The sequence below is a fragment of the Sphingobium salicis subsp. salicis genome (assembly GCF_049472635.1).
GTDB lineage: Bacteria > Pseudomonadota > Alphaproteobacteria > Sphingomonadales > Sphingomonadaceae > Sphingobium > Sphingobium yanoikuyae_A.
Map to the genome: position 1 here is coordinate 1,221,034 of NZ_JAYRCS010000001.1, position 25,288 is coordinate 1,246,321.

The window sequence follows — 25,288 nt, forward strand, 5'->3', positions numbered from 1 at the left end:
CAGGAGAGTGACCATGTTCAGCCATGTGATGGTGGGATCGAATGATCTCGACGTTTCCCGCGCCTTTTATGATGCGCTGTTCGGTGCGGTCGGCGGCAAGCCGGCGATGCAGGACGACAAGGGGCGGCTGATCTACATGCATGACGGCGCGCTGTTCATGGTCACAAAACCGATCGACGGGGAGCCGGCCTGCCACGCCAATGGCGGCACGATCGGTTTCCGCATGGCATCGACCGAGCAGGCCGATGCCTGGCACGCGGCCGGGGTCGCGGCGGGGGGCACGGCGTGCGAAGATCCGCCGGGCGTGCGCGAGGGCGGCTTCGGCAAGCTCTATCTCGCCTATCTGCGCGATCCCGCCGGCAACAAGCTGTGCGGCCTGCATCGGATCGGCTGAGGAAGGAAATACGGGTGGAAACGGTTTCGACCAACACGGCTTTTGGCGGCGTCCAGGGCGTCTATCGCCATGCCTCGCGCGAGACGGGAACGGAGATGACCTTCTCCGTCTTCGTGCCGCCGCATGCACCCGGCGCGAAGCTGCCGGTGGTCTGGTATCTGTCCGGCCTTACCTGCACCCATGCCAATGTGACCGAAAAGGGCGAGTTTCGCCGGGCCTGCGCGGAACTGGGGCTGATCTTCGTCGCGCCCGATACCTCACCGCGGGGTGAGGGCGTGGCCGACGATCCGGACGGCGCCTGGGACTTTGGCCTGGGCGCAGGCTTCTATGTCGATGCGACGCAGGCGCCCTATGCCGCCCATTATCGCATGTGGTCCTATGTGACGCAGGAATTGCCGGCGTTGATCGCAGACCAGTTTCCCGCCGACATGGATCGCCAGTCGATCATGGGGCACAGCATGGGCGGCCATGGCGCGCTGACCGTCGGGCTGACCTATCCCGATCGTTATCGCGCCGTGTCGGCCTTTGCACCGATCGTGGCGCCGGGGCAGGTGCCCTGGGGCGAGAAGGCACTGGGCGGCTATCTGGGCGAGGACCGGGCGGCATGGCGCAAGCATGACGCGGTCGCGCTGATCGAGGATGGAGCGCGGATCGATGCGCTGCTGGTCGATCAGGGCGCGGGAGACAGCTTCCTGGAGGGGCAGCTACGCCCCGAATTGCTGCGCACGGCCTGCGACGCGGCGGGCATCGACCTGACGATCCATCTGCGCGACGGCTATGACCATAGCTATTATTTCATCTCCAGCTTCATGGACGATCATCTGCGCTGGCATGCCGCGCGGCTGGGCTGAGCAATTGGGCTGATCGCGGACCGTCCGGGCAAAGCCCGGATGGTCGCGGCACAAGATAAGCTATTTTGCCTTTCTCTATTTGATAGGTAGATAGAGTGCCGAGCGTTTCGCTCCGCGGCTTTTGAAGGATGTCAGCTTGCTCCGCGTCACCAACGGCTAAAGCGCACGGTACCCAAGCGGCAACGCCCGGTTTCGTGTTCCTCCCGCAAAAGGAGAAGACGATGACCCATAAGCAAGCCCGTGTCCGCCAGCAGCGGCAGGACCAGACCCCGCAAATCCATATTCCCCATAGCAGCTGGTCGCGCGTCGAGCGCAACCGCAGCGCTGAGGCCGTGCTGGCGCCGGGCGATTTCTGGGCGCGGCTGGGGCTTTAACGGCCGTTCGCTTCGCGCTTGTCGAGAAGGGGCGTATAGGGTTCTCGACAGGCTCGAACCGAACGGATGTCGGGCAGTTCGGCCTTCTTAGAGCGCGCTGCGTTAAATCCGACGCAGATCGCGCGCTCTAAGTTTTTGTTGTCGCATCGTTTTAGGCGCAAAACTCGAGCCGGAGGCACGCGAATCCCGCTCGCCCACTTTTGCGCACGATGCTCTAGCGGAACACCACCGTCTTGCCGCCATTGCGCAGCACGCGTCGGTCGGCGAGCCAGCCGACGGCGCGGGCCAGCACCTGGGCCTCGATGTCGCGGCCGATGCGGATCATGTCGTCGGCGGTGGCGCGATGGTCGACGCGCTCGACCGCCTGCTCGATGATCGGGCCTTCGTCGAGGTCGGCGGTGACGAAATGGGCGGTCGCGCCGATCAGCTTCACGCCGCGCTCATGGGCGCGGTGATAGGGGCGGGCGCCTTTGAAGCCGGGCAGGAAGCTGTGATGGATGTTGACGCAGCGGCCCGCCAGCCGATCGACCAGATTTTCCGAGAGCACCTGCATATAGCGGGCGAGGATTAGATATTCCGACCGGCTGCGATCGAACAGGTCGAGCAGGGCGGCCTCCTGCGCGGCCTTGTCGCCATTGGGCGGCAGCTCATGATAGGGGATGCCGTGCCATTCGGTGATGCGGCGCATGTCGGGATGGTTGGACACCACCCCCATGATGTCGACCGCCAGCGTGCCGGTCTGCCAGCGATGGAGCAGGTCGGCGAGGCAATGCGACCCCTTGGACACGGCGATCAGCATGCGCGGGCGTTCGGCCGCTTCAGTGAGGCGCCAGTCCATGGCGAAGCGGGTGCCGATGTCGGCAAATTCATTGCGCAGTCCGGCGGTGTCGAAACGCATGCCGGTGTCGGTCGCCTCGAACGCGACGCGCATGAAGAAGAGGCCGGCCTCGCGATCGGCATATTGCTGGCTGTCGGTGATGAAGCCGCCCCGTTCGGCGAGGAACTGGCTGACCGCCGCGACGATGCCGACGCGGTCGGCGCAGACCAGGGTCAGGATCCAGGACGGGATGGTCTTGTCATTCACTCTGCGGCTCCCAGCAATGCTGCCGAGGCGTTGCCCCAAGCCGGGGCCGCGATCAAGCCTTGGCGCTGGTCATGGCGAAGATGCCGGTGGCATTGCCGGTGTCGAAGGCGAGGTCCAGCCGGCCGGTATCCGGGTCGATATCGCGGCTGATGAATTCGTAGAAGGAGCCGGGCACGGTGCGCAGATCGCGGTCGGCAAAGAGGCGCTCGACGCTGTCGGCACGGAAGGCGGTCTGGCGGACGCGGCCGGTGGCGGAGATTTCCAGCTTTGGCTTCATCGGCCGGTCTTCCGCCTTGAGGCGATCGGCCAGCGCGGCAACATCGGGCACGCGATCGGTCGCATGGTTGAACGCATTGCCCTCGGTCGCGATCCAGGCGGCTTCGTTGGAGCGGGAGAGGAGCAGCTCATAATCGGCAAAGGCCGGCGGTTCATGCTGGCGGTCGAAGGCCGAGACGATGACGGGCAGGGCGGCGGCGGCATCATCGAAGCTGACTGGCTCGCCGGCGGCATAGCGGTCGAGCAGGGCGATGGTCGGGGCATCGAGCGGATCGCGCGAGGTGCCGAAGATGCGGGTCGCCGCTTCGCCAAATTCCGCGTCGAACCGGTCGACATGGAGTTCGGACAGGAAGAATTGCGGGATCGCCTCGGGCGCGTCGACATGGGCATAGGCGCGGCCGGTCATCCTGAGGCGATCGAGCGGATAGAGGGCGGCCATGCGATAGCCCAAGGGCAGGAAGATGCGGGTGAAGGCATCCTCGCCAGCGGGCAGGGCGCCGGTCGGCCCATCGGCAAAACGGATGGTGCGCAGCGCGCCATGGTCGAACATCACCCGGCCGCCGCGCGCCAGCGTGTCGGCGACATAGGCGGCGCCGCTCGGCACCCGTTCGAGCAGGTCGTGGAACAGGATGACGTTCATTGCCATGGCAAAGGCGGCGCGGCTGACGGTCGGGCCGCTTTGCGCGAGCAGTGCGGGATCGATCGCCAATGCGTCCAGTGCGGCCTTGCCGGCGTCTTCGCCCAGCACCGACTGAACCAGGGCGACGATGCTTCCTTCATTCTGCGACGACATAAGAACGCTCCACGATGACAGCGCCCTTATCGCAGGATAGGGTGGGTCGCGCAAATAGGGAGCTGTCATCACTTGATGCGGAACGGGAATGGATAGGGCGCGCAAATGGCTGCCGCCGATGAGCGCGCTCAACAGTTTCGATGCGGCCGCGACCCATGGCAGCTTCTCGCGCGCCGGGGTGGAGGTGGGGCTGACCCAGAGCGCGGTCAGCCGCCAGATCGCACTGTTGGAGGATTGGTTGCAGACGCCTCTGTTCGACCGGGTCGGGCGGCGGGTGCAACTGAACGAGGCGGGGCAGGCCTATGCCGAGGAGATCCGCCCGGCGCTCGATCGGATCCGGCGGGCGACCCGGCGGGTGGCGGCGCGACGGGCGCAGGGGGCGCTGCGGATCGCGACCCTGCCCAGTTTCGGCATGCGCTGGCTGGCGCCGCGCCTGCCGGGCCTGAGCGCGCTGCATCCCGATCTGGTGGTGGATTTCGCATCGCGATCCGACCCGTTCGATTTCGCGCAGGAGGAGTTCGACGCGGCGATCCATTATGGCCTGCCGGAGGAATGGCCCGGCGTGGCGCAGGATTATCTGTTTCGCGAACAGATGGTGCCGGTCTGCGCGCCGGACTGGCTGGCGGCCAATGGGCTGCGGTCGCCGGCTGATCTGCTGGGCAAGCCGCTGCTGAGCCAGAGTTCGCGGCGGGACGCCTGGGCACGCTGGTTCGCGGCAGCGGGCGTCGAGGCCGGGCCGTTGCCGCCGGGGCCGGCGTTCGAGCATTTCCTGATGCTGGCGCAGGCGGTGGTGGCGGGGGCTGGCGTGGCGCTGATCCCCAGCTTCCTGATCCGGCCGGAACTGGAGGCGGGCAGCCTGGTCATCCCGTTCGACCGACCGCTGTCCAGCGAGCAGGCCTATTATCTGGTCTATCCCACGGGGCTTGGCGGCCATCCGGGACTGGCGCGCTTTCGCGCCTGGATGCTGGCGAGCGCGGGCGGGTATTAGGCGCCCGCGCGGGCTTAGTTCTTCTTCGGCATGCAGTCCGCGCCAGCGGCCTTGATGCTGCTGCACAGGCGCGAGGCGTCGGCGCTGCTGGCGATCGGTCCGGCCTGAAGGCGGGTGATGCTGCCGGCCTTGACCAGATAGGGCTGATAGCCGGAGAGGCCGCTGACCTTGCGGGTCAACTGGCTCCACAGGGCACGGGCGCGGCCTTCGTCGCCGAACGCGCCAAGCTGCACGCGCCAGTCGCCACCGGCAGTCGGTGCCGGCATCCTGGACGGTGCGGGCTTGGGTGGCGTGGGTTTGGAGGGAACCGGTTTGGCTGCCTCCGGTGCTGGCTTGGGCGCGACCGGCTGCGGTTTGGCGACCGCGACCTGGGTCACGGGTGCGGGAACTGGCTTTGCTGGTGCCGGGGCGGGATAAGCCGGGCGGGGCTGTGCCGCTGTCGCCGGCAGGGTCAGGCTGGCGCTGGCCAGGCTCTTTTCCTGCGCTTCCATCGACGAGGCCAGGGCTAGGCCCTGCTTGCGCTGGTCGGCGGGGATATATTTGTCCATCTGCTGCAGGCTGGTGGTCGCCTGTGGCAGGCCGGAGGCGGAGGCACGCGTCATCATCGCATAGGCGCGGACCCAGTCCTTGCCGATCATGTCGCCGTTGAACAGGGCGGTGCCGACAATATATTGCGCGCGGGTTTCGCCGCGGGCGGCGGCATGCTGCAGATAGGGCATGGCCCCGGCGCGATCGCCCTGCTGGAACATCAGCAGGCCCAGATTATCCTCGGCGCGGGCATGGCCCTGCGCCGTCGCCTTGCGATACCAGTCGACCGCGCTGCTGAGATCGGCCGGAACGCCGCGGCCGAGCTTATAGGCCTGGCCCAGATTGAACTGCGCATCGGGATCGCCGGCATTGGCGAGCGGGCGCCATTCGGCGATCGCCTTGGCATAATCGCCCTGCTGCCAGGCATCGACGCCGGCCTTCACATCGGCAAGCGCCGGCAAGGCGGCCGTCAATAGCGTGCCGAACGCAACGGCTCCCCAGATAGGCTTCATATCCATGCTCCAGACCGGAATATTCGTCCGGCACTATCGTCAAACAAGGTTAACGTCTTCTTAGCATTGCCGGATCCATGATGTGAAACCGGGGATAGGTGATCCTCAACAAGGTTGCCAGACCAGTTAACCGAATTTTAGGCGGCGCCATGCCAAATCGTTTCGGAACTGGATTTACCTGGGGGAAGGCGCGTGCGCATATTGGCATTGGCATCGCAAAAAGGCGGATCGGGCAAGACGACCCTGTCCGGTCATCTGGCCGTACAGGCCCAGTTGGCCGGGGCCGGTCCGGTCGTTCTGATCGACATCGATCCCCAGGGTTCGCTGGCTGACTGGTGGAACGAGCGCGAGGCCGAGTATCCCGCCTTTGCCCAGACCACGGTTGCGCGGCTGGCCGCCGATCTCGAAATCCTGCGCCAGCAGGGGTTCAAGCTGGCCGTGATCGATACGCCGCCGGCCATCACCATGGCTATCCAGAGCGTGATTTCGGTTGCCGAACTGATCGTCGTGCCGACCCGTCCGAGCCCGCATGACCTGCGCGCGGTCGGTGCTACGGTCGACCTGTGCGAGCGCGCCGGCAAGCCGCTGATCTTCGTCGTCAATGCCGCGACGCCCAAGGCGCGCATCACCTCCGAAGCCGCTGTCGCTTTGTCGCAGCATGGCACGGTGGCGCCGGTGACGCTGCACCATCGCACCGATTTCGCAGCCTCGATGATCGACGGGCGCACGGTGATGGAGGTCGATCCCAAGGGCAAGTCGGCCGCCGAAGTGACCGGGCTGTGGAGCTATATCTCCGATCGCCTGGAAAAGAATTTCCGCCGCACGGTCTTTTCCGTGCCCCAGAACAGCGTCGGCACCGCCGCTGCTTCGCGTCCCGCCGGTGGTGGCTTCGGCCGCCGCGTCGTGCAGTAAGAAAAGGGGGCTATCATGGCTGAAGCCAAACCGATCGCTTCCCTGACGTCCGGCCTGCTGGCGCGCAAGGGCGCCGCCACGCCGGCAATGCGCCGCCCGATGCTGGGCTTTGGCCGTCCGAGCAATGGCGGCATGGTGTCCGACGATCTGGGCTGGAACGACATGGGTTTCGACGTGCCGATGCACGATGATGAACCTGCCGCGCCGACCGCGCCCGTTGCCACCGGCCTGACGCCGATGACCACGGTGCTCACGCCGGTTCCGGTGCCGGCGGTCGTGACCGAACGCGAGGAATTGGCCGAGCGCGTGGCGCAGGTCGTTCTGCCCGAGACGGTGGAAGCCGAGCCGGAACCGGCCGAACTGGTGATGGCTGCCAAGCCGATGCGGGCAAAGCCGGCGTCGGTGCGCGCCGCGCCGCCCAAGGCGATGGCGGTCGACAACGCACGCAAGGCGGCCTTCACGCTGCGGCTGGACGCGAGCCGTCATCTCAAGCTGCGTCTGGCGGCGGCGGTGACCGGCCGGTCGGCGCAACAGGTTGTTACCGAAGCACTGGATGCTTTCCTCGAAGGGCTGCCCGAGATTGATCGGCTTGCCCAGCAATTGCCGCACTGACGCGGCGATCTTTGATTATAGGTGGGTAAGGTCATGAAACGAACGGCATTTGGCAAGGCGGCCGTTTCCTCCTTGATGGTGGCGACGACGATGGTCGGCTGCACCGGCGCGGCATTCCATCCGCGTTCGGCGGCGGTCAAGCACGCCAATCCCGGCAAGCCGGCCGAGGCTGCGGAAAAGGCGCTGGCCGATCGTGACGGCGCAAAAGCGGTGCAGGCAGCGGAAGCGGCCGTGCAGGCGGCGCCCGACAATGCGCAATATCGCCAGTTGCTGGGCCGTGCCTATGTGCTGGATGGCCGCTTCGTTTCGGCGGAGACCGCTTTCACCGACGCGATGACGCTGGGCAACCGCGATTCGCGCACCATCGTCAGCCTGGCGCTGGTCGAGGTGGCGCTTGGCAAGAATGATGCTGCGCGCGATCTGCTGGCGGCCAATACCGACAATGTGCCGGCGGGCGATTATGGCCTGGCGCTGGCGATGGCCGGTGATCCGACCGAAGGCGTCCGCATCCTGTCCGCCGCGATCCAGGATCCGTCGGCCAATGCGCGCACCCGTCAGAACCTGGCCTATGCCTATGCGCTGGCCGGTCGCTGGAAGGATGCGCGGCTGGTCGCCGGGCTCGATCTGGCGCCGCTTGCCGCCAATCAGCGTATCGCCCAATGGGCCGGCATGGCCGACCCGGCACTGGCGCCGCAGCGCGTCGCCGCGCTGATGGGCGTTACCGTCAACGGCGCCGATCAGGGTCAGCCGGCGGTGCTGGCGCTGGCGCCCGCTGCGCCGGATGCCGCACCGGTGGCGTTGGCCGCCGCGTCGACCGAGCCGGCACCGGTGCTGGACCTGCCGAGCGGTTCGCCGATCGAGATGGCGGCGGCCGAGCCGGCGCCTGCCGCGCCCGCGCTCAACACCCGGATCATCGAAACCGCCGTGCCGGCGTCCACGCCCGCACCCGCGGTCAAGGCTGCGCCCAAGCCGGCGCCGGTGCGCGTCGCCGCCAAGCGCGACTTCGTCGTCGAAGGCCCGGCGGCCAAGGCCAAGCCGGCCAAGGGCAAGGCTACCCCGCTCGCCGGCCCGGCGGCGCGGATGCAGCAGGTCGCCTATATCAAGCCGGTGACCACGGGCGCGAGCGCCTGGGTGGTTCAGCTTGGCGCCTTCAATTCGCCGGCCGTTGCCAAGGAAAAATGGACCAGCATGGCGCGCGTCAACGGACGCATCGCCGCCTTCCCGGTGCTGACCAGCCAGGCGACCGTCAATGGCCGGACCTTCCACCGGATCGCGATCAGCGGCTTTGGCAGCCGAGCGGATGCGCAGACTTTGTGCCAGTCGATCAAGGCACAGCGCGGCCAGTGCTTCGTGCGGGAAGGCGCACCGAATGCGACGCCGCAGCGCTGGGCTGTGGCATCGACGCGCGGTCGCCAGTTCGCATCGCGCTGATCGCACGGCGCCTTCGGGCGTGACCGTGACTTCATGCGGGCCGGGCCGAGAGGTTCCGGCCCGCAATGCATTTGCGCGCCGCGAGTGCTGCAATCGTGCGATGCGCTGAATTTCGGATTGTCTGGAGCCAGCCCGGCCTTGCCAAGGGCTGAAATAGTGGCTCCCCGAGTAGGATTCGAACCTACGGCCATTCGATTAACAGTCGAATGCTCTACCGCTGAGCTATCGGGGAGCAGCCCTGCTTGCGCCGGGCAGGCCGCGCATATGCAGCGGCTTGTCCCAAATGGCAAGCGCTGCTTTTGCCATTTCTGAAAAAAATCTGTGCATATGCATGCGCTTGCGGAACGGGCGCATTTTCGTCCTTTCCCGCCGGTTTTTCAGGTTTCGCCGATGTGGATGGCAAGCCAGATGGTCGGTGCGTCCGTATGGGTGACGCGGTGCGGTATGCCCGCGCGAATCAGCCGATGATCGCCCGGTTCCAGGCGATAGGTGCCAATCCCTTCCAGCAGCAGTTCGGCGGTCCCGGCTAGCACCAGCACCCATTCATCCCAATGCTGGACATAGGGGCGCTCCGGCGGTGTGCTGTGACCGTGGGATATGATCCGTTCGATCCGCACGCCCGGCATCGACACTATATCCTCGAACAGTTCCTCGGCCGCATGTCCGGACGGGATATCGAGCAGGTTGGTCGGCGCATCGACCGGCAATGCAGGAGGTGGGCATGTCATCGGCGCATGATGCCGATTGGCGGAAAATTGGAAATGGGGGTTTTTACCGGGGCGGCAGCCTGTGGGACGGGCGTGTCATCTCCGTTGTCGCCGCGCTTGTCGCTTGAAATCCTGCGCCTATCGTGCTGACCATGCGGCCTGGCCGTTCGGCCCAATGTCAGAACAGGGGTTTGATACCGTGACAATGATATCCCGTTTGCTGCTGTCGGCGGCAATGGTGGCGGGCGCGTGCGCCGCGCCGGCAATCGCGCAGCCCAAGCAGGTGCTGACCCACGAAACGCTGTGGATGATGAAGCGCGTCGGCGCGCCCGTGGCGAGCCCGGACGGCAAATGGGTGGTCTATGCGCTCAGCGAACCATCCTATGAGAAGGATGGCGCCGTCAGCGACCTGTGGATCGTGCCGGCCGACGGATCGGCGGCGCCGCGCCGCCTGACCGCGACCAAGGCGGGCGAGGGCGATCCGGCCTGGGCCCCCGACAGTCGCCGCATCGCCTTTTCCGCCAAGCGCGAGGGCGACGATGTCGCGCAAATCTATGTGCTGGACCTGGCCGGTGGTGAAGCCCGCCGCGTAACCAGCATCCCGACCGGCGCGGGCAAGCCGATCTGGCGGCCGGATGGCCAGGCGATCCTGTTCGAAAGCGCGGTCTATCCCGGCGCGATGGACGCCGCCGCCAACAAGAAGACGGCCGAGGAACGCAAGGCGCGCAAATATAATATGCGCGTCTATGAGCATTTCCCGATCCGCTACTGGAATGACTGGCTGGACGACAAGCGGCCGAGCCTGTGGCTCCAGCCGCTGGCGGAAGGTGCGCCGGCGCGCGACATATTGTCCGCCACCAAGCTGGCGCAGGCCGATGGCTTTGGCGGCAATGCCCAGAGCGACGGCGGCATGACGCTGGCGCCGGTCTGGAGCCCGGACGGCAAGGAAATCATCTTCACCGCCACCACCGAACGCTGGAATGCGGCGCACGCCCGCGTCAATTTCGGCCTCTATCGCATGCCGGCTGATGGCGGTGAGCCGGTGCTGGTGACGCCGACGCCGGGCGAATATGGCGACATGAAGTTCACGCCGGACGGCAAGAGCCTGATTTTCCAGTTCAACACGCAGGGGCAGGAGGTCTATGATCTGGCCAAGCTGCACCGGGTTGCCTGGCCGGCGGGCGGAGCAGCGACGCTGCTGACCGGCGGCTTCGATCGCGCGGTGGACAGCTATGCCGTGACGCCCGACAGCCGCAGCCTCTATCTGACCGTGCCCGACGCGGGGATGGAAAATCTCTATCGCGTGCCGGTGAGCGGCGGCACGCCCGAACTGGTGATCGCGCCCAAGGTCGGCGGCTATGCCGGCATCGACATTCCGTCGGATGCCAAGTCGACGCAGATCATCGCCAGCTATGGCAGTTCGGTGAACCCGGCGGAAATCGTGCGGATCGACCCGGCCGCCAAGCGGCACAAGAATCTGACGAACGTCAACACCGCGCTCGCCGCGACGATCGATTGGGCCAGCCCGGACCATTTCTGGTTCACCACCGACAAGGGCCGGCGCATCCACAACATGATCGTCACGCCCCCGGCGTTCGACCCGGCGAAGAAATATCCGCTGATGGTGCTGATGCATGGCGGCCCGGCATCGTCCAACATGGATCAGATCGGCCTGCGCTGGAATTATCATCTGCTCGCCAGCGCCGGCTATGTCGTGCTGATGACCGACTATACCGGCTCGACCGGCTATGGGGAGGCCTTCTCGCAGGCGATCAAGCTGGATCCGCTGCGTGGCCCGGCGAACGAGATCAACCAGGCAGTGGATGAGGCCGGCAAGCGCTATGCCTTTATCGACACGGCCAATGCCTGTATCGGCGGCGCCAGCTATGGCGGCCATCTCGCCAACTGGATGGAGGCGACCACCACCCGCTACAAGTGCATCGTCAGCCATGCCGGTGAAGTCGACCTGTTGACCCAGTGGGGCACCAGCGACTTCAACTATGGCCGCGAAGTGGCGAGCGGCGGTCCGCCCTGGGGCGACAGCCCGGTGTGGCGTGACCAGAGCCCGATCACCTATGGCAAGGACTGGAAGACGCCGATGCTGCTGACCGCGGGTGAGCGCGATTTCCGCGTGCCGCTGGCGAACACGCTGGAAACCTGGTCGACCTTGCAGCGGATGCAGGTGCCAAGCCGCCTGCTGATCTTCCCCGATGCCTGGCACTGGATCACCAAGCCGGAGGATAGCCGCCAATTCTACCGCGAGGTGCAGGGCTGGCTGGCCCATTATCTGAAGGGGGCGCCGGAAGTGAAGGGCGGCCCGATCGCCGCCCCCGAAGCGGCAAAGACGCAATAAGCAAAAAAAAGGCCCGGTCGATGAACGACCGGGCCTTTTTCGATCAGTCCTTTTCGACCTGGCTGACGTCGCGCACCGCGCCGCGCGCGGCGTTGGTGGTGAGCGCCGCATAGGCGCGCAGGGCCGGCGAGACGTTGCGCTTGCGGCCGAACGGCTTCCACGCCTTCTTGCCGCGCGCCACCATCTCCTCATGGCGCCTGGCCAGTTCGGCATCGTCGACCAGCAACTGGATGCCGCGATTGGGGATGTCGATCAGGATCGGGTCGCCGGTCGCGACCAGCGCGATCAGGCCGCCCTCGGCCGCCTCGGGCGAGACATGGCCGATCGACAGGCCCGACGTGCCGCCGGAAAAACGCCCGTCGGTGATGAGCGCGCAGGCCTTGCCCAGTCCCTTCGACTTCAGATAGCTGGTCGGATAGAGCATTTCCTGCATGCCGGGGCCGCCCTTTGGCCCTTCATAGCGGATGACGACGACGTCGTTCGCCTTGACTTCATTGCCCAGGATGCCGGCGACCGCCGCGTCCTGGCTTTCATAGACACGGGCCGTGCCATGGAAGGTCAGGATGCTGTCGTCGACGCCGGCGGTCTTCACGATGCAGCCCTCGGGCGCCAGATTGCCGAACAGCACGGCGAGGCCCCCATCCTTGGAGAAGGGATGTTCGGCGCTGCGGATCACGCCGGTCTGGCGATCCATGTCCAGTTCCTTCCAGCGATTATTCTGGCTGAAGGCCTGGGTGGTGCGCACGCCGCCCGGCGCGGCCTTGAAGAACTCCTGCACCGCCTCGCTGTTGGTACGGCTGATGTCCCAGCGGTTGATCGCCTCGCCCATGGTGGTGGCGTGGACGGTCGGCAGGCTGGTGTCGAGCAGGCCGGCGCGTTCGAGCTGGCCCAGGATCGCCATGATGCCGCCGGCGCGGTGGACGTCCTCCATATGCACGTCCTGCTTGGCCGGGGCGACCTTGCACAGGCAGGGCACGCGGCGCGACAGCCGGTCGATATCGGCCATGGAGAAATCGACGCCGCCCTCATGCGCGGCGGCGAGCAGGTGCAGCACCGTGTTGGTCGAACCGCCCATGGCGATGTCCAGGCTCATCGCATTTTCGAAGGCCGCATGGCAGGCGATGTTGCGGGGCAGGGCGGATGCGTCGTCCTGCTCATACCAGCGGCGGGCGAGATCGACGATGGTATGGCCGGCCTCGCGGAACAGCTTCTCGCGATCAGCATGGGTGGCGAGGATCGAGCCATTGCCCGGCAGCGACAGTCCCAGCGCTTCGGTCAGGCAGTTCATCGAATTGGCGGTGAACATGCCCGAGCAGCTGCCACAGGTGGGGCAGGCCGCCTTTTCGATCGCAGCGACTTCCTCGTCGGTGTAATTTTCGTCGGCGGCGACGACCATCGCGTCGACCAGGTCGAGCGCCACGGTCTTGCCGCGAATGTCCGCCTTGCCGGCTTCCATCGGCCCGCCGGAGACGAAGATGACGGGGATGTTGAGGCGCATCGCGGCCATCAGCATGCCCGGCGTGATCTTGTCGCAGTTGGAAATGCACAGCAGCGCATCGGCGCAATGGGCATTGACCATATATTCTACGCTGTCGGCGATCAGATCGCGGCTGGGCAGCGAATAGAGCATGCCGTCATGGCCCATGGCGATGCCGTCATCGACCGCGATGGTGTTGAATTCCTTGGCGACGCCGCCGGCCGCCTCGATCTCGCGCGCGACCAGCTGGCCCAGATCCTTCAAATGGACATGGCCGGGCACGAACTGGGTGAATGAATTGGCAATGGCGATGATCGGCTTGCCGAAATCCTCGTCCTTCATGCCGGTGGCGCGCCAGAGGCCGCGCGCGCCCGCCATGTTACGGCCGTGGGTGCTGGTGCGTGAACGATAATGAGGCATTTTGCGCCGTTCCTGTAATCTTGTTTCCCTGCAGTGGCTGCCCCCTACGCCTTTGCGCAAAGGTTGTAAAATATATTATTGAAGCGATATAAGGTCGCAAGGAGACTTTGTTGCCATGGACCTTCGCCCGCTGCGTCATTTTCTGGCTGTTGCCGACACGCTGCATTTCGGCCAGGCGGCGCAGCGCCTGGGCATGACCCAGCCGCCGCTGAGCCAGTCGATCCTCGCGCTGGAGCGGGAGCTGGGCGCGCCGCTCTTCACCCGGTCGAAGCGCAATGTCGCGCTGACCGCCTTTGGCCGCCAATGGCTGGAGCATGTCCGCCCGGCGGTGGAGGCGGTAAGCGCGCTGCCGGACATCGCCCGCCGCCTGCGCGACGGCAGCGCGGGGCAGATCGGCCTCAGCTTCGTCAGCACCGCAGACTATAGCCTGTTGCCGGCGCTGGTGCGCGATTATGCCGCCCGCTTCCCGGAGGTGGAGATTGCGCTGACCGAGGCGACCAGCGACGTGCAGATTGCCGACCTGATCGACGGGGTGAATGATGCGGGCATATTGATCGCGCCTGATGGCGCGCTCCCGGACGCGCTCGCCTATATGCCGCTATTGCGCGAACCGCTGGTCGTGGCCGTGCCGGAGGGCTGGGTGGCGGACGATCAGGCGCAGGGCGATCCCTGGCTCGACAGGCCGCTGATCCTGTTCCCGCGCCGGGTGGCGCCGGCCTTCCATGATCTGGTGAGCGGCTATCTGGCCGGGCGGGGGCAGCCGCTGCTGATCCGGCAGGAGGCGATCCAGATGCAGACGATCATCAGCCTGGTGTCGGCGGGCATGGGTATTGCGCTGGTGCCCGCATCGCTGCGCAACCTCGCGCGAACCGGGGTGCGCTATCTCGACCTGCAGGATGCGCCGATCCTGGAGACGGGCCTTGCCTGGCGGCGGGACGATGATGGCGCGACGCTGGCGGGGCTGCTGGGCGTCGCCCGCGCCATGGCCTGAACAGAAAGAGACCCCGTCGCACAAGGGATGCGACGGGGCCGAGGTTCAGGGAGGTGTCACTCCAAGGGGGGAAAGAAGTGACAGCCACATCTATAGGTCCGGTCCATGAACCTTATGTGAAGCAAGCGGAATTTTTCTGCAGAGGCGGTTTTGCGCCGATGTCGGCCACGTCGGGCTACCAGCGTTCGCCCTGGGTCGAGGCGATGACGGGACGCTGGTAGGAGGCGTCTTCCCTGCTCCAGTGGGGCTTGAGGAAGCCCTTCACATTGGCGGAATAGACCCAGCTCGCATCGGTGTCGGCGGTCATCTCGATCGTGCAGCGACGGGTGAGCAGCCGCCATTCGCCGCCGCGCCGTTCCAACTGGTCGATATAGCGGCCAAAGGCGATCGTCGTGGTCTTGCCGTCCTGCCAGAACAGGCCGCCGACCGTGTAGCTTTCGCAATAGGCGGTGTCGCCGTCGATCTCGCACAGATGGTTGGTGATATTGTGGCTGGTCGACAGGAAGAATTTGCCATGGCCCATATTGGCCCGCGCCGCATAGTCGGGCGCGCGGGTGATGATGGGGCCATGTTCGTCCACGCCATCCTCCCACCAGCAGCTGTTGATGATGTCGACATCCTGCCGGTCGCGTCCGCGGCATTCGCGCAGGATGCAATCGCGGATCGCCTGCCGGTCCTGCAGGTCGCGCACGGTGGCGCGCAGCGCGGCGACTTCCTGTTCGAGGTCCATCTCCAGCTCTTCCTTTCAGTCCTGCGGCACCAGTTGCACCTGCATCATCTCGCCATTTGGCCCCATCGGGCTGTCATGTTCCTCGACCAGGCAGACAGGGTTGCTGTTGCTGGCGAAGAGTTGCAGTTCGTCCGCTTTGCGGATGTCGAGCATCGCGGGGTCGGACAGCCCCTTCATCGCCGCCTGATAATCGGCCAGGCTGTTCCACCAGATTTCCATGATGCAGTCATAGCCAGGATGAATGACCTCACCGGTCAGCGGGTTGGGCTGGGGCGTGACATAGCGGCGGACATAGCGCTGGGCATTGGGCAGAGCGGGTTTGGCGCCCATCTTCTGCGACAGGCGCGAATGCTGGTTCTCATAATAGTCCATGAACTGGTCCATGGAGAGGTCGTCGCGCTTCCTGAGGAAGACGATCTGCTTGATCATGGCTCTCCTCCCGCGCTCAATATTGCCGTTCGCCGGTGGCGTCCGACGCCTTGAAGCCGTCGATCGGTTCGATCGCCTTCATCATCACCAGCGGGATCAGGCGGTCGGTCGACTGCTGATAGCCGGCATAGGCCGGGAAAACCTGGCACATGAAGGCCCAGACCCGATCGCGTTCCTCGCCCTGCGGCTCGCGCCAGGTCGCGCGGAAGGCCTGGGTCGCGACCTGGAAGTCGACCGTCTCGCTGTCGCGGATATTGAGATACCAGGCGGGATGATGATCCGCGCCGCCCTTGGACGCCACGATCACCACCTCACCGCCAATATCGCCATAGATGAGCGTGGTGATGAAGGTCTTGCCGCTCTTGCGGCCGGTATAGCGGATCATGCAGTGGGTGGTGAAGCCATGGCCGCCGACGGCGCTGATGTCCATGATATGGCCCTGCGCTCCGCCCGATCGCAGATACATATCGCGATGCTCGCTGATCCAGTCCTTGCGCGTGTCGCGGATGGCGGCGGAACTGTCGTCGCTCATGACGGCCTCCTCTCTGTCAACTTCGGTGTAAACCAGCCGGGCGCCCGACGGACCTGAAAAGGGCGTCGCCATGGCGATGCTTGGCCGATCAGGTCAGCGGATGATCCGGTCATATTGCGGCAGCGGCGCGACGCCATAGCTTTGCCGATAGGAGGGCGGCTGGCGATCGCCCACGTCGCGCAGCCCATAATGTTCGGCGAGTTCCGCGCCGATCAGCGTCTGGCCGGCATGGTCCGCCAATGCCGGATCCTGCGACAGCGCCCAGATGACATGGCCGGTGAACTCGGGCGTTTCGACCATCTTTTCCAGATAGGCATATTTGGCCGGGTCCGACGCGATCAGTTGCAGCAGGCGTCCGGTGCGCAGCGCGCCCATCCAGATCGACAGGGCGGTGACGCCGGTATCGCGCAGGTCGACGGCCGTGTCGGCCGCCATCTTGTCCTGGCTGACCTTGTGCGCGCCATAGCCGGGACCATAGACATAATGGGAAGCGCCCGACCCGGATGTGAAGACGATCAGCCCCTGGCCGCGATCGACCATCATCGGCGCGGCATGATAGCTGGCGACATAGGAGCTGCGGATGCCGACGGTGATGATGTCGGCCAGCTTCAGCGGCTTTTCCCAGAAGCGGCCGGGCAGGGTGAGTTCGTCATGGATGGCGGCGACATTATTGACCAATATGTCGATATGCCCCTGTTCGGCGCGAACCCGGTCGAACAGCGCGCGGGTCTGCTCGTCATCGCCATGGTCGACGCGCACGGCAATGCCCTGACCACCGGCGGCCGTCACGGCGGCGGCGGTTTGGTAGATGGTGCCGGGCAGGGGGGCGTCGCCGGCCTTTTCCGAGCGCCCGGTGACATAGACGATGCAGCCATGCTGGCCGAGCGCGGTGGCAATGCCCTGGCCCGCGCCTCGGCTGGCGCCGGTAACGACCGCGACCTTGGGTGTCTGGCTCATCCATTCTCTCCTTGGGGCATCCGGCTAACCCAGGCTGCCCGCGTCTGACCATGCAGGGGGCGGAGATATCGCTTTGGCGTTAGGCGGGCGCCGGCGGATTGCCGACCAGTTCCAGTTCATGGCCGTCGAGGTCATGGATCATCAATATGGCCGGCCCCTTGCCCGAGGCACGGATCGTACCGACCGGATAGCCTGCCGCTTGCATGCGCGATGCCACACCTGGCAGGTCGGGCACGCGCAGCACGATCTTGGCGATGCCACTGTCGGCCGGCGGCGCCTTCTGCGCCTTGTCGTGCAGCAAGATCAGGGTCAGCCGGCCGCCCTTGCCATCGGCACAGAGCATCACTTCGGTCACGGGCCCATGTTGCAGTGTGGTCGCGGGGACGAGGCCGAGCGCGACCTGGTAGAAGCGCAGCGCCTTGTCGAGATCGGCCACGGGCAGGCCGGGCGCCATCAAGGTCGCGCCGACCGGCGGCGTCTGGGCATGAAGCGGGGCCGCGCCAACGGGCAGCAGGGCGAGCAGAAGGGCGATGTCGCGCATGGATCAGGCAGTTTCGCTGGCGGTGGTAACCGGGGCGTCGTCCGTCTTCCGGCGCTGCTTGATCTTGTCGAAATCCGCTTCGAACTTCGGGCGCATGGTCCCGCACAAACGGTCCCAGATCGTCGTGTAGCCACCGAAATTGCCGGTGAAATAGCGATGATGCTGATCGTGGAAGGTGGCGGAGATGAACCATTTGGTCGCCCAGCTGCGGTTCCACCAGCGCGGCAGCATCTCATAGCCGGAATGGACATAGAGGCCCATGATGATGTTGGTCGGCACGATCAGCGCGACGGTCGCGTCATGCACGGTGAAGACGGTCAGGAACAGCGGCACGAAGCCGCCATTGATCAGCGATTCCAGCGGGCTGACCGACAGGGTGGTGAGCAGGTTGGGGGAGGTCGACTTGTGATGCAGCTTGTGGACCCAGCTATAGACCGGTTCCTTGTGCATCCAGCGGTGTAGCCAGTAGAAATAGGTGTCGAACAGGAAGAAATAGAGCGCATATTCAAGCGCGATCATCCACCAGGCGCCAGGCGCCGGATTGAAGCTGATCGCGCCGATTTCGACCAGCTTGGTCTTGATCGTGCCGAGCAGCAGGCCGGTGATGGCGAGGTTGATGACGGCAAAGCCGGCCTCGTTCCGGAAAATCTTCCATTTGAAGCCGCGCGGCTGGATCTTGCGTGCCTTGAAATAGCCGCTGACGATGCCGGCGCCGATCCCGGCCGCGACAAGCAGGCCAAGCCATAGCGAGAGAAGATGCTCGCCCTTTCCCAGATATTCCAGCACGCCGGTCCTTCCCGTTGCAGACAGAAGGGCCTGCTATCATGGGATGGGCCGGGGATTTTGTCGGCGCTGACACATAGGCTGGAAATGCGGGCGGACGCTCAGCCGCGATTGGCGTTGATCCCGTCCAGCACGAAATCGGCGATCGCTGCGTCGATGCTGGCATCGTCCGCCAGGCCCGCCGGATAGAGCCAGTCGCGAAACAGCCGATTTGCGAGCACCGCGGCAAAGGCGGCGCGGACCATCAGGCGTGGATCGACGCGCGGCGTACCCTCGATCCGGGCCGACTGGACGGCGGCGCCCTGCTCGAAATAGGCGGCCAGGCTCTCGATCGGATTGCCGCTGTCCCCCGCCGGGCCTCCGGCCAGCATCATCGCCCGCAGCAGCGCCTCATGCTCGGTGACGAAGCGTTGCAGTTCGGCGATGTAGAGGCGCGCGGTGTCAGCCCGGCTGGCATCGTCCTGCGGCACCGGATGATCCGCATTGAAGCGTTCGAGATGCTGGCTGAGCGGGCGGAACACCGCTTCCTGGAACAGGGCGGCCTTGGACGCGAAGCTGCGGAACAGTTGCGCCTCGGTCGTGTCGGCGGCGCGGGCGATCGCGGCAGTGGTCGCGCCGGCATAGCCATGGCGGCGAAATTCGTCCTGCGCCGCCTGGATCAGCCGGCTGGCGACTTCCGCCGAGGATCGGCGCGGCCGTCGGGCTGGCTTGTCAGCCTTGTCCCCGCTCATGTGCGCAGGCGCGCTTCGGACAGGTCGAGCTCACGGGTGAGCTTGCGTCCGACCTCGCTGCCGATCTTGCGACTGCGCAGCAGGGTGAGCAGGGCGGCGCGTTCCGCCGCGACGCCGATCATGCGGAAGTCGCGGAACAGGGCGCCCTGCGCGCGAAGATCATCGGCCTCGGTCGCGCCCAGCGCTTCGATCCGCTCGCGATACAGATCCATCACGCGGGCCCCAGCCTCGGCATAGCGTTCGGCATGGCCATGGGTTTCGGCCAGTTCATGCTGATGCCGCTCGATTGCCTGGATCGCCGCCTCGGCGGTGACGATGCGGGCGGCGTCCTCTTCCGCGGCCTTGTTGGCTTCGGCCGGCATGTCGAGATTTTTGAGCAGCAGCGGCAGTGCGACGCTGGCCAGGATCAGCGACAGGATGATGACCCCGGCGGCCAGGAAGATGGCAAGATCGCGCGCGGGGAAGGGCGTGCCGTCGTTGAGCGCAAGCGGCAGGGTGAGCACACCGGCAAGGGTGATGGCACCACGCACACCGGCGAACGATGTCGCCGCCACCAGCCGCCAGTTGGGCCGGCGCGGACCATCGACGCCGCGATACTGGTTGCGCAGGATGGTGAAGCGCAGCGACAGCCACACCCACAGGAAGCGCAGCGCAGCGAGGCCGACGACGATCGCGACCGTGTAGAGTGCCAGCCAGCCGGGTTCGCTATGGCCGGTCAGCGCCACCGTGCGCTTCGCTTCGGCAAGGATGCCGGGCAATTGTTCGCCCAGCAGCACGAAGATGATGCCGTTGAGCGTGAACTGGATCGTGTCCCACACCGAATTGCGGCGCATCCGGGTTTCGGCCATCGCTTCGCGCGAGATTTCGGCGAAGGTCATCGTGACGCCGGCGGCGACGGCGGCCAGGATGCCGGAGGCATGGACATGTTCGGCCAGGATATAGGAGCCGAAGGGGATCAGCAGGCTGACCAGGATCTGCGACCCGGTTTCCTCGCCCCAGCGGCGCGTGACCCAGGCCTTGGCGCGTGACACGACCAGCGTGACGCCGACGCCGATCGCGATGCCGGCAAAGGCCAGCCAGAGGAAGTTGAGTGCAGCATCGCCGGCGGAGAAGCTGCCGGTCAGCGCTGCGGCAATGGCAAAGCGCAGGCAGACCAGGCCGGATGCGTCGTTGAGCAGCGATTCCCCTTCGAGGATGTGCATCATGCGCTTGGGAATGGGCACGCGCGCGGCGATGGCGGACACGGCGATCGGATCGGTCGGCGAGACCACGGCGGCGAGCGCGAAGGCGACGGCGAGCGGCATCGCCGGGATCATCCAGTTGATGAAGAAGCCCATGCCGATGACGGTGGTCAGCACCAGTCCCAGCGCCAGTTCGACCACGGTCGAGGCGTCCTTGAGCAGTTCATCCTTGGGAATGCGCCAGCCATCGAGGAACAGCAGAGGCGGCAGGAACAAGAGCAGGAATATTTCGGGATCGAGCGCGACCCTGTGCGATGTCGACAGGCCGATGATCGCGCCAAGGGCGATCTGGACCAGAGGTGTCGGGATGGAAATCGGCATCATGCGCGACAAGGCGCCACTGACGACGACAGCCAGCAACAGGAATAATACGACCGAAATGACGTCCAAATCTTCGCTCCAACTTATGTGTCGGGCGACCCTAGGCGGACGGATTGCCGATGGGCAAGCGCCGGGCGCGAATTTTCCTTCAATTTCAGCACCGCAACGCGGCTGTCATGCAGCGGACCTAGAGGGTTAACATTATTTGCCGTTCGGGGACGATTCGATGAATGCAAGCGTGGCAATTGGCGGGGCACGACGGCCCGAGATGGACAAGGGGCGCGGCATGGCCGGCTCGATCGGCTTTGGCGCCGCCATCATCGCCGCGCTGATCTATGTCGTCTACAGCGTCTATAGCGATGCGACGGCGGTGGGCGTGGCACCGACCGCCTATCTGCCCTTCCTGCTGCTGTTTCTGGCGCTGCTGATCGCGCTCGGCTTCGAATTCGTGAACGGCTTTCATGACACCGCCAATGCGGTCGCGACGGTGATCTACACCAATGCGATGCCGGCCAATATCGCGGTGGTCTGGTCGGGCTTCTTCAATTTCCTGGGCGTGCTGCTGTCGACCGGCGCGGTCGCGTTCGGTATCGTGTCGCTGCTGCCGGTCGAACTGATCCTGCAGGTCGGGTCCAGCGCCGGTTTCGCCATGGTGTTCGCGCTGCTGATCGCGGCGATCCTATGGAACCTCGCCACCTGGTGGCTGGGTATCCCGTCGTCCAGCTCGCACACGCTGATCGGATCGATCATCGGCGTCGGCGTCGCCAATGCGCTGCTGCACGGCAAGAGCGGCACGTCGGGCGTCGACTGGAGCAAGGCGACCGAGATCGGCCAGGCGCTGCTCTTCTCGCCGCTGATCGGCTTTGGCCTGGCGGCGCTGCTGTTCGTGGCGATGAAAGTCCTTGTCCGCAACAAGGCGCTCTATCGCGAGCCGCAAAATGGCATGCCGCCGCCATTGTGGATCCGTGCGTTGCTGATCTTCACCTGCACCGGCGTCAGCTTCGCCCATGGTTCCAATGACGGACAGAAGGGCATGGGCCTCATCATGCTGATCCTGATCGGCACGGTGCCGACCGCCTATGCGCTCAACCGCGCGGTGCCGGCGCGCTACACCACCGAATTCCACGCTAATTCGATTGCCGCCACGGCGGCGCTAGGCCAGCGCGCGCCCGCCATGATGCAGCCGGCCGAGGCGCGGGCGCAGGTCACGCGCTATATCGCCGACAAGCGCTTTGCCGACACGACCATGCCGGCGCTGTCGGTGCTGATCGCCGATGTCGATCGGCAGGTGATGAATTATGGATCGCTGGCGCAGGTGCCGGCCGCTGCCGTGTCCAACATCCGCAACGACATGTATCTGGCCTCCGAAGCGATCAAGCGTCTGGGCAAGGAGAAGGCGGCGGGACTGTCCGAAGCGAAGATGACGGCGCTGACGACCTACAAGGGCTCGCTCGATGCCGGCACCCGCTTCATTCCGACCTGGGTGAAGATTGCCGTCGCCTTTGCGCTGGGGCTGGGCACCATGGTCGGCTGGCGGCGGATCGTGGTCACGGTGGGCGAGAAGATCGGCAAGACGCATCTCACCTATGCCCAGGGGGCATCGGCCGAACTGGTGGCGATGGCGACGATCTTCGGCGCGGACCATATGGGCCTGCCGGTTTCGACCACCCATGTCCTGTCGTCGGGCGTGGCCGGCACGATGGCGGCCAATGGATCGGGCCTGCAGATGGCGACGGTACGCAACCTGCTGATGGCCTGGGTGCTGACCTTGCCCTGTTCGATCCTGCTCGCAGGGCTGCTATATATGGTCTTCGCGCAGATCTTCTGATCGACAGGAGCGGCATATCGGCGACCGGAACGACCCGCTGATCCCTATCGTCTTGCCGGTTCCGGGCATGGGGCCGGGGCTGATCTGGGGGCTGGACTTCGCGCCTGACGCGATCAGGCCGGTGGATCATTGCGATGGCGGGGCGACGGGCGGCTTTCGCTGGCTGCACCTGAACCTGGCCGATCATGGCACGCGGCAATGGATCGAGGGGGCGGCGATGCTGCCCGAGGCGGTGCGGGAACTGATCCTGTCGCCCGATACGCATCAGCGGGCGCTGGTCGATGGCGACACGGTCGGCTGCGTCCTGCACGATTTCGAACGCGACTTCGATGTGGCCGATACCGCGCGGGTCGGTGCGTTGCGCATGGCGTTGACGCCGACATTGATGCTGACCACCCGGCTGCATCCGCTGCGCTGCGCCGACATCGCGCGCCATCGGCTGGAGCGGACGAAGGGCGTGATCGGCGGTGCGCAGGCGCTGGGCCTGCTGGTCGGCGCCATTGCCGAGAATATCGCCGATATCAGCCGCACCCTGTCGGCCGACATCCAGCGCGCCGAGGACGCCTTTCTGGAGGGGCATCATCCGCCCCAGCCGCGCGACCTGGTCGGTATTCGCCGCCGGCTCGCACAACTGCGCGGTGCGCAGGCGCTGGACCTGCTGGTCGGCGCCATTGCCGAGAATATCGCCGATATCAGCCGCACCCTGTCGGCCGACATCCAGCGCGCCGAGGACGCCTTTCTGGAGGGGCATCATCCGCCCCAGCCGCGCGACCTGGTCGGTATTCGCCGCCGGCTCGCACAACTGCATCGCCTGCTTGCCGGCGCGCGGGGCGTGTTCCAGCGGCTGGAACGGGACGAGGAACTGCCGGACGCGCTGCTACCCACCGTCGAGAAACTGACCCAGCGGCTGCAGGCGCTGGACGCCGACATATTGGAAGGGCAGGCGCAATTGCGGTTGCTGCGCGACGAACTGGACATACAGGCGGCGCAGCGGACCAATCAGAATCTCTACATCCTGTCGATCATCACCGCGCTGATGCTGCCGGCGACCCTGGTCACCGGATTGTTCGGCATGAACACCGGGGGCATGCCCTTTGCCGGTGCGTCGCACGGCACGCTGACCGCGACGCTGGTCGCGGCGGGGGCTGCTGGTGTCAGCTATTTTCTGTTGCGCTGGATGGGGTTCATGCGGCGCTGAACCGCGATCCATCGCGCCGACGATCTTGGGCCGGGGCCTCTCCCAGAATCAAATGATAGTAAATACTATCTAAGTACTGCCCGCCAGTGGCAGAGGAGAGGCATGCCATCATGATCATCGAACCCGACATCCTGGCCTATCTGACTGACCTGGAGAGCGCGGTCGCCAATCTTGGCGACACCTGGCACCCCGACGATCCGGCCTATCGCGCCGACGTTTATCGCCAGACGATGACCAGCCTGTCCTATGCCTATTTCGCCTATTTCCATGCCACGCCGGAGCATCCCGATTGGGCACCCTTGTGGAACCCGGTCTATACGCTCCAGCCCAATCCGGACGATATCTACCTCCAGTCGCCGATCCGCGGGGATCTGACCTACCGGATCGCCGGCAACCGGGGCAGCTGCAAGATATTGAGCTTCACCACCCAAAGGGCCTTGTCCGGCACGGTCGATGAAATGCCCCGACCCAATGGCCATTATGAGGTGGACGACAGCGATCTGGGGCTGGAGCCGGGGGAGCATTTCGAACTGATCCTGAGCGCCCGGCGCCCGGCGGGCTATGCTGGCAAATGGGCGCCGATCGATCCCCAGGCGGGCGGGCTGATGGTGCGCTATCGCAGCTATGACTGGCTGAACGAGGTCGATCCGCAACTGACGATCGAATGTCTGGATCCGGCGCCGCCCAAGCCGCGCCTTTCGCCGGAGGAGATTGTCGCGCGCATCCGGGAAATGGCAAAATTCCCCGGTCGCAAGACGCGGCTTTATTATCCGATGCAGAATGGCGTGAAGGAGCGGGTTGGTTTCAACCGGTTCGAGCCGGTGCGGATGCCCGGCGCGCTCGCCAAGCAGGTCTACTGGCCGGCCTGCTTCCAGTTCGACGCCGATGAGGCGCTGATCATCGAGACCGACATCCCGGCCCATGCGCCCTACTGGAATATCCAGCTCAACGACCCCTATTTCAACGCGCTGGAATATGTCTATCGCCTGTCCAGCAGCAACGGCCATTATGCCAAGCTGAGCCGTGACGGCAAATATCGGGCCGTCATTGCGCTGGAAGACCCCGGCGTGCCCAACTGGCTTGATCCTGCCGGCTATCGCGAAGGTGGCATCTATGGCCGCTGGTATGATTGCGACAGCGCGCCGGTGCCGACCATCACGCGGGTGAAGCTGAACGCGTTGCGCACCCATTTGCCCGCCGACACGCCGATCGTCACGCCGCAGCAGCGCGCCGAGGAGTTGCGGCTGCGGGTGCGGGCCTGCCAGCGTCGACGGCGCTGGTGAAAGGGAGGGGA

Annotated in this window: 25 protein-coding genes and 1 tRNA gene; 12 read left to right on the forward strand and 14 right to left on the reverse strand. The window is 65.5% G+C overall.

Features of this window, described 5'->3' with window-relative positions; genetic code table 11:
* The first annotated feature begins 13 nt into the window (after window positions 1–13).
* From VHN57_RS05965 to VHN57_RS05975, 3 genes are all read left to right on the forward strand, one after another.
* The gene (locus VHN57_RS05965) at window positions 14–394 is read left to right on the forward strand and encodes a VOC family protein (protein ID WP_037507140.1); all 381 of its coding nucleotides are present in this window, start codon (window positions 14–16) and stop codon (window positions 392–394) included.
* 14 nt (window positions 395–408) lie between these two features.
* Window positions 409–1,245 carry an S-formylglutathione hydrolase gene (fghA, locus tag VHN57_RS05970; RefSeq protein WP_278987554.1) on the forward strand — a complete coding sequence of 279 codons (837 nt, stop codon included), beginning with the start codon at window positions 409–411 and terminating at the stop codon, window positions 1,243–1,245.
* Window positions 1,246–1,466: 221 nt separating this feature from the next.
* Entirely contained in the window at window positions 1,467–1,619 is a 153-nt protein-coding gene (locus VHN57_RS05975) for a hypothetical protein (protein WP_010338958.1), read from the forward strand.
* Window positions 1,620–1,833: 214 nt separating this feature from the next.
* Here the strand turns inward: VHN57_RS05975 and purU are convergent, their stop codons facing one another.
* Together purU and VHN57_RS05985 are read right to left on the reverse strand one after the other, a co-directional pair.
* The gene (gene purU / locus VHN57_RS05980; protein ID WP_159366465.1) at window positions 1,834–2,703 is read right to left on the reverse strand and encodes a formyltetrahydrofolate deformylase; all 870 of its coding nucleotides are present in this window, start codon (window positions 2,701–2,703) and stop codon (window positions 1,834–1,836) included.
* A 52-nt stretch (window positions 2,704–2,755) separates the two neighbouring features.
* Window positions 2,756–3,772: a DUF1338 domain-containing protein gene (locus VHN57_RS05985; RefSeq protein WP_278987648.1), complete on the reverse strand. Its 1,017-nt coding sequence runs from the start codon at window positions 3,770–3,772 to the stop codon at window positions 2,756–2,758.
* Window positions 3,773–3,860: 88 nt separating this feature from the next.
* Between VHN57_RS05985 and gcvA the strand changes: the two genes are divergently transcribed.
* Window positions 3,861–4,760 carry a transcriptional regulator GcvA gene (gene gcvA, locus VHN57_RS05990; protein WP_278987647.1) on the forward strand — a complete coding sequence of 300 codons (900 nt, stop codon included), beginning with the start codon at window positions 3,861–3,863 and terminating at the stop codon, window positions 4,758–4,760.
* 14 nt (window positions 4,761–4,774) lie between these two features.
* Here the strand turns inward: gcvA and VHN57_RS05995 are convergent, their stop codons facing one another.
* Window positions 4,775–5,806 carry an SPOR domain-containing protein gene (locus VHN57_RS05995; RefSeq protein ID WP_278987646.1) on the reverse strand — a complete coding sequence of 344 codons (1,032 nt, stop codon included), beginning with the start codon at window positions 5,804–5,806 and terminating at the stop codon, window positions 4,775–4,777.
* A 186-nt stretch (window positions 5,807–5,992) separates the two neighbouring features.
* Here VHN57_RS05995 and VHN57_RS06000 point away from each other — a divergent pair, with 186 nt between their 5' ends.
* The 3 genes from VHN57_RS06000 to VHN57_RS06010 are packed head-to-tail and all read left to right on the forward strand — an operon-like array spanning window position 5,993 to window position 8,755.
* The gene (locus VHN57_RS06000) at window positions 5,993–6,712 is read left to right on the forward strand and encodes a ParA family protein (protein WP_004212248.1); all 720 of its coding nucleotides are present in this window, start codon (window positions 5,993–5,995) and stop codon (window positions 6,710–6,712) included.
* 15 nt (window positions 6,713–6,727) lie between these two features.
* Window positions 6,728–7,324 (forward strand): hypothetical protein, encoded by a 597-nt coding sequence (locus VHN57_RS06005; protein ID WP_278987644.1) that lies wholly within the window; start codon window positions 6,728–6,730, stop codon window positions 7,322–7,324.
* Window positions 7,325–7,357: 33 nt separating this feature from the next.
* Window positions 7,358–8,755 carry an SPOR domain-containing protein gene (locus VHN57_RS06010; protein WP_423283122.1) on the forward strand — a complete coding sequence of 466 codons (1,398 nt, stop codon included), beginning with the start codon at window positions 7,358–7,360 and terminating at the stop codon, window positions 8,753–8,755.
* A 157-nt stretch (window positions 8,756–8,912) separates the two neighbouring features.
* Here the strand turns inward: VHN57_RS06010 and VHN57_RS06015 are convergent.
* Window positions 8,913–8,987: transfer RNA gene (locus tag VHN57_RS06015), tRNA-Asn, on the reverse strand.
* A 145-nt stretch (window positions 8,988–9,132) separates the two neighbouring features.
* Window positions 9,133–9,483, reverse strand: a complete 351-nt coding sequence (locus VHN57_RS06020; RefSeq protein ID WP_004212254.1) for a cupin domain-containing protein — start codon at window positions 9,481–9,483, stop codon at window positions 9,133–9,135.
* Between the two features lie 184 nt (window positions 9,484–9,667).
* On the opposite strand from VHN57_RS06020, the gene VHN57_RS06025 reads away from it, so the two are divergent.
* On the forward strand, window positions 9,668–11,815 hold the full coding sequence (locus VHN57_RS06025; protein ID WP_278985661.1) for a dipeptidyl-peptidase 5: 2,148 nt from the start codon (window positions 9,668–9,670) through the stop codon (window positions 11,813–11,815).
* A gap of 43 nt (window positions 11,816–11,858) precedes the next feature.
* Here VHN57_RS06025 and ilvD read toward each other — a convergent pair whose 3' ends face one another.
* Entirely contained in the window at window positions 11,859–13,712 is a 1,854-nt protein-coding gene (ilvD, locus tag VHN57_RS06030; protein ID WP_026109069.1) for a dihydroxy-acid dehydratase, read from the reverse strand.
* Between the two features lie 115 nt (window positions 13,713–13,827).
* Here ilvD and VHN57_RS06035 point away from each other — a divergent pair, with 115 nt between their 5' ends.
* A complete protein-coding gene (locus VHN57_RS06035) occupies window positions 13,828–14,703 on the forward strand; it encodes a LysR family transcriptional regulator (RefSeq protein ID WP_017500652.1) in 876 nt (291 codons plus the stop codon).
* Between the two features lie 175 nt (window positions 14,704–14,878).
* On the opposite strand, the gene VHN57_RS06040 is transcribed toward VHN57_RS06035, so the two are convergent.
* The 8 genes from VHN57_RS06040 to VHN57_RS06075 form a co-directional block, all read right to left on the reverse strand.
* Window positions 14,879–15,433, reverse strand: a complete 555-nt coding sequence (locus VHN57_RS06040; RefSeq protein ID WP_037507124.1) for a nuclear transport factor 2 family protein — start codon at window positions 15,431–15,433, stop codon at window positions 14,879–14,881.
* 15 nt (window positions 15,434–15,448) lie between these two features.
* Window positions 15,449–15,862, reverse strand: coding sequence for an EthD domain-containing protein (locus VHN57_RS06045; RefSeq protein ID WP_004212260.1), 414 nt, complete (start codon window positions 15,860–15,862; stop codon window positions 15,449–15,451).
* A 16-nt stretch (window positions 15,863–15,878) separates the two neighbouring features.
* Window positions 15,879–16,394 carry a nitroreductase/quinone reductase family protein gene (locus VHN57_RS06050; protein WP_004212262.1) on the reverse strand — a complete coding sequence of 172 codons (516 nt, stop codon included), beginning with the start codon at window positions 16,392–16,394 and terminating at the stop codon, window positions 15,879–15,881.
* Window positions 16,395–16,487: 93 nt separating this feature from the next.
* On the reverse strand, window positions 16,488–17,351 hold the full coding sequence (locus VHN57_RS06055; protein ID WP_423283126.1) for an SDR family NAD(P)-dependent oxidoreductase: 864 nt from the start codon (window positions 17,349–17,351) through the stop codon (window positions 16,488–16,490).
* A gap of 79 nt (window positions 17,352–17,430) precedes the next feature.
* A complete protein-coding gene (locus VHN57_RS06060) occupies window positions 17,431–17,892 on the reverse strand; it encodes a VOC family protein (RefSeq protein ID WP_278985659.1) in 462 nt (153 codons plus the stop codon).
* A gap of 3 nt (window positions 17,893–17,895) precedes the next feature.
* On the reverse strand, window positions 17,896–18,678 hold the full coding sequence (locus VHN57_RS06065) for a sterol desaturase family protein (RefSeq protein WP_423283128.1): 783 nt from the start codon (window positions 18,676–18,678) through the stop codon (window positions 17,896–17,898).
* A 98-nt stretch (window positions 18,679–18,776) separates the two neighbouring features.
* On the reverse strand, window positions 18,777–19,406 hold the full coding sequence (locus VHN57_RS06070; RefSeq protein WP_278985657.1) for a TetR/AcrR family transcriptional regulator: 630 nt from the start codon (window positions 19,404–19,406) through the stop codon (window positions 18,777–18,779).
* Window positions 19,403–21,037, reverse strand: coding sequence for a Na+/H+ antiporter (locus tag VHN57_RS06075; protein WP_125989703.1), 1,635 nt, complete (start codon window positions 21,035–21,037; stop codon window positions 19,403–19,405). The genes VHN57_RS06070 and VHN57_RS06075 overlap by 4 nt, the downstream gene beginning before the upstream one ends.
* A 199-nt stretch (window positions 21,038–21,236) precedes the next feature.
* Between VHN57_RS06075 and VHN57_RS06080 the strand changes: the two genes are divergently transcribed.
* From VHN57_RS06080 to VHN57_RS06090, 3 genes are all read left to right on the forward strand, one after another.
* On the forward strand, window positions 21,237–22,796 hold the full coding sequence (locus VHN57_RS06080; protein ID WP_423285985.1) for an inorganic phosphate transporter: 1,560 nt from the start codon (window positions 21,237–21,239) through the stop codon (window positions 22,794–22,796).
* Window positions 22,797–22,863: 67 nt separating this feature from the next.
* On the forward strand, window positions 22,864–23,994 hold the full coding sequence (locus VHN57_RS06085) for a transporter (RefSeq protein ID WP_278985656.1): 1,131 nt from the start codon (window positions 22,864–22,866) through the stop codon (window positions 23,992–23,994).
* Between the two features lie 110 nt (window positions 23,995–24,104).
* Window positions 24,105–25,277: a hypothetical protein gene (locus VHN57_RS06090; RefSeq protein WP_278985655.1), complete on the forward strand. Its 1,173-nt coding sequence runs from the start codon at window positions 24,105–24,107 to the stop codon at window positions 25,275–25,277.
* Window positions 25,278–25,288 lie beyond the last annotated feature (11 nt).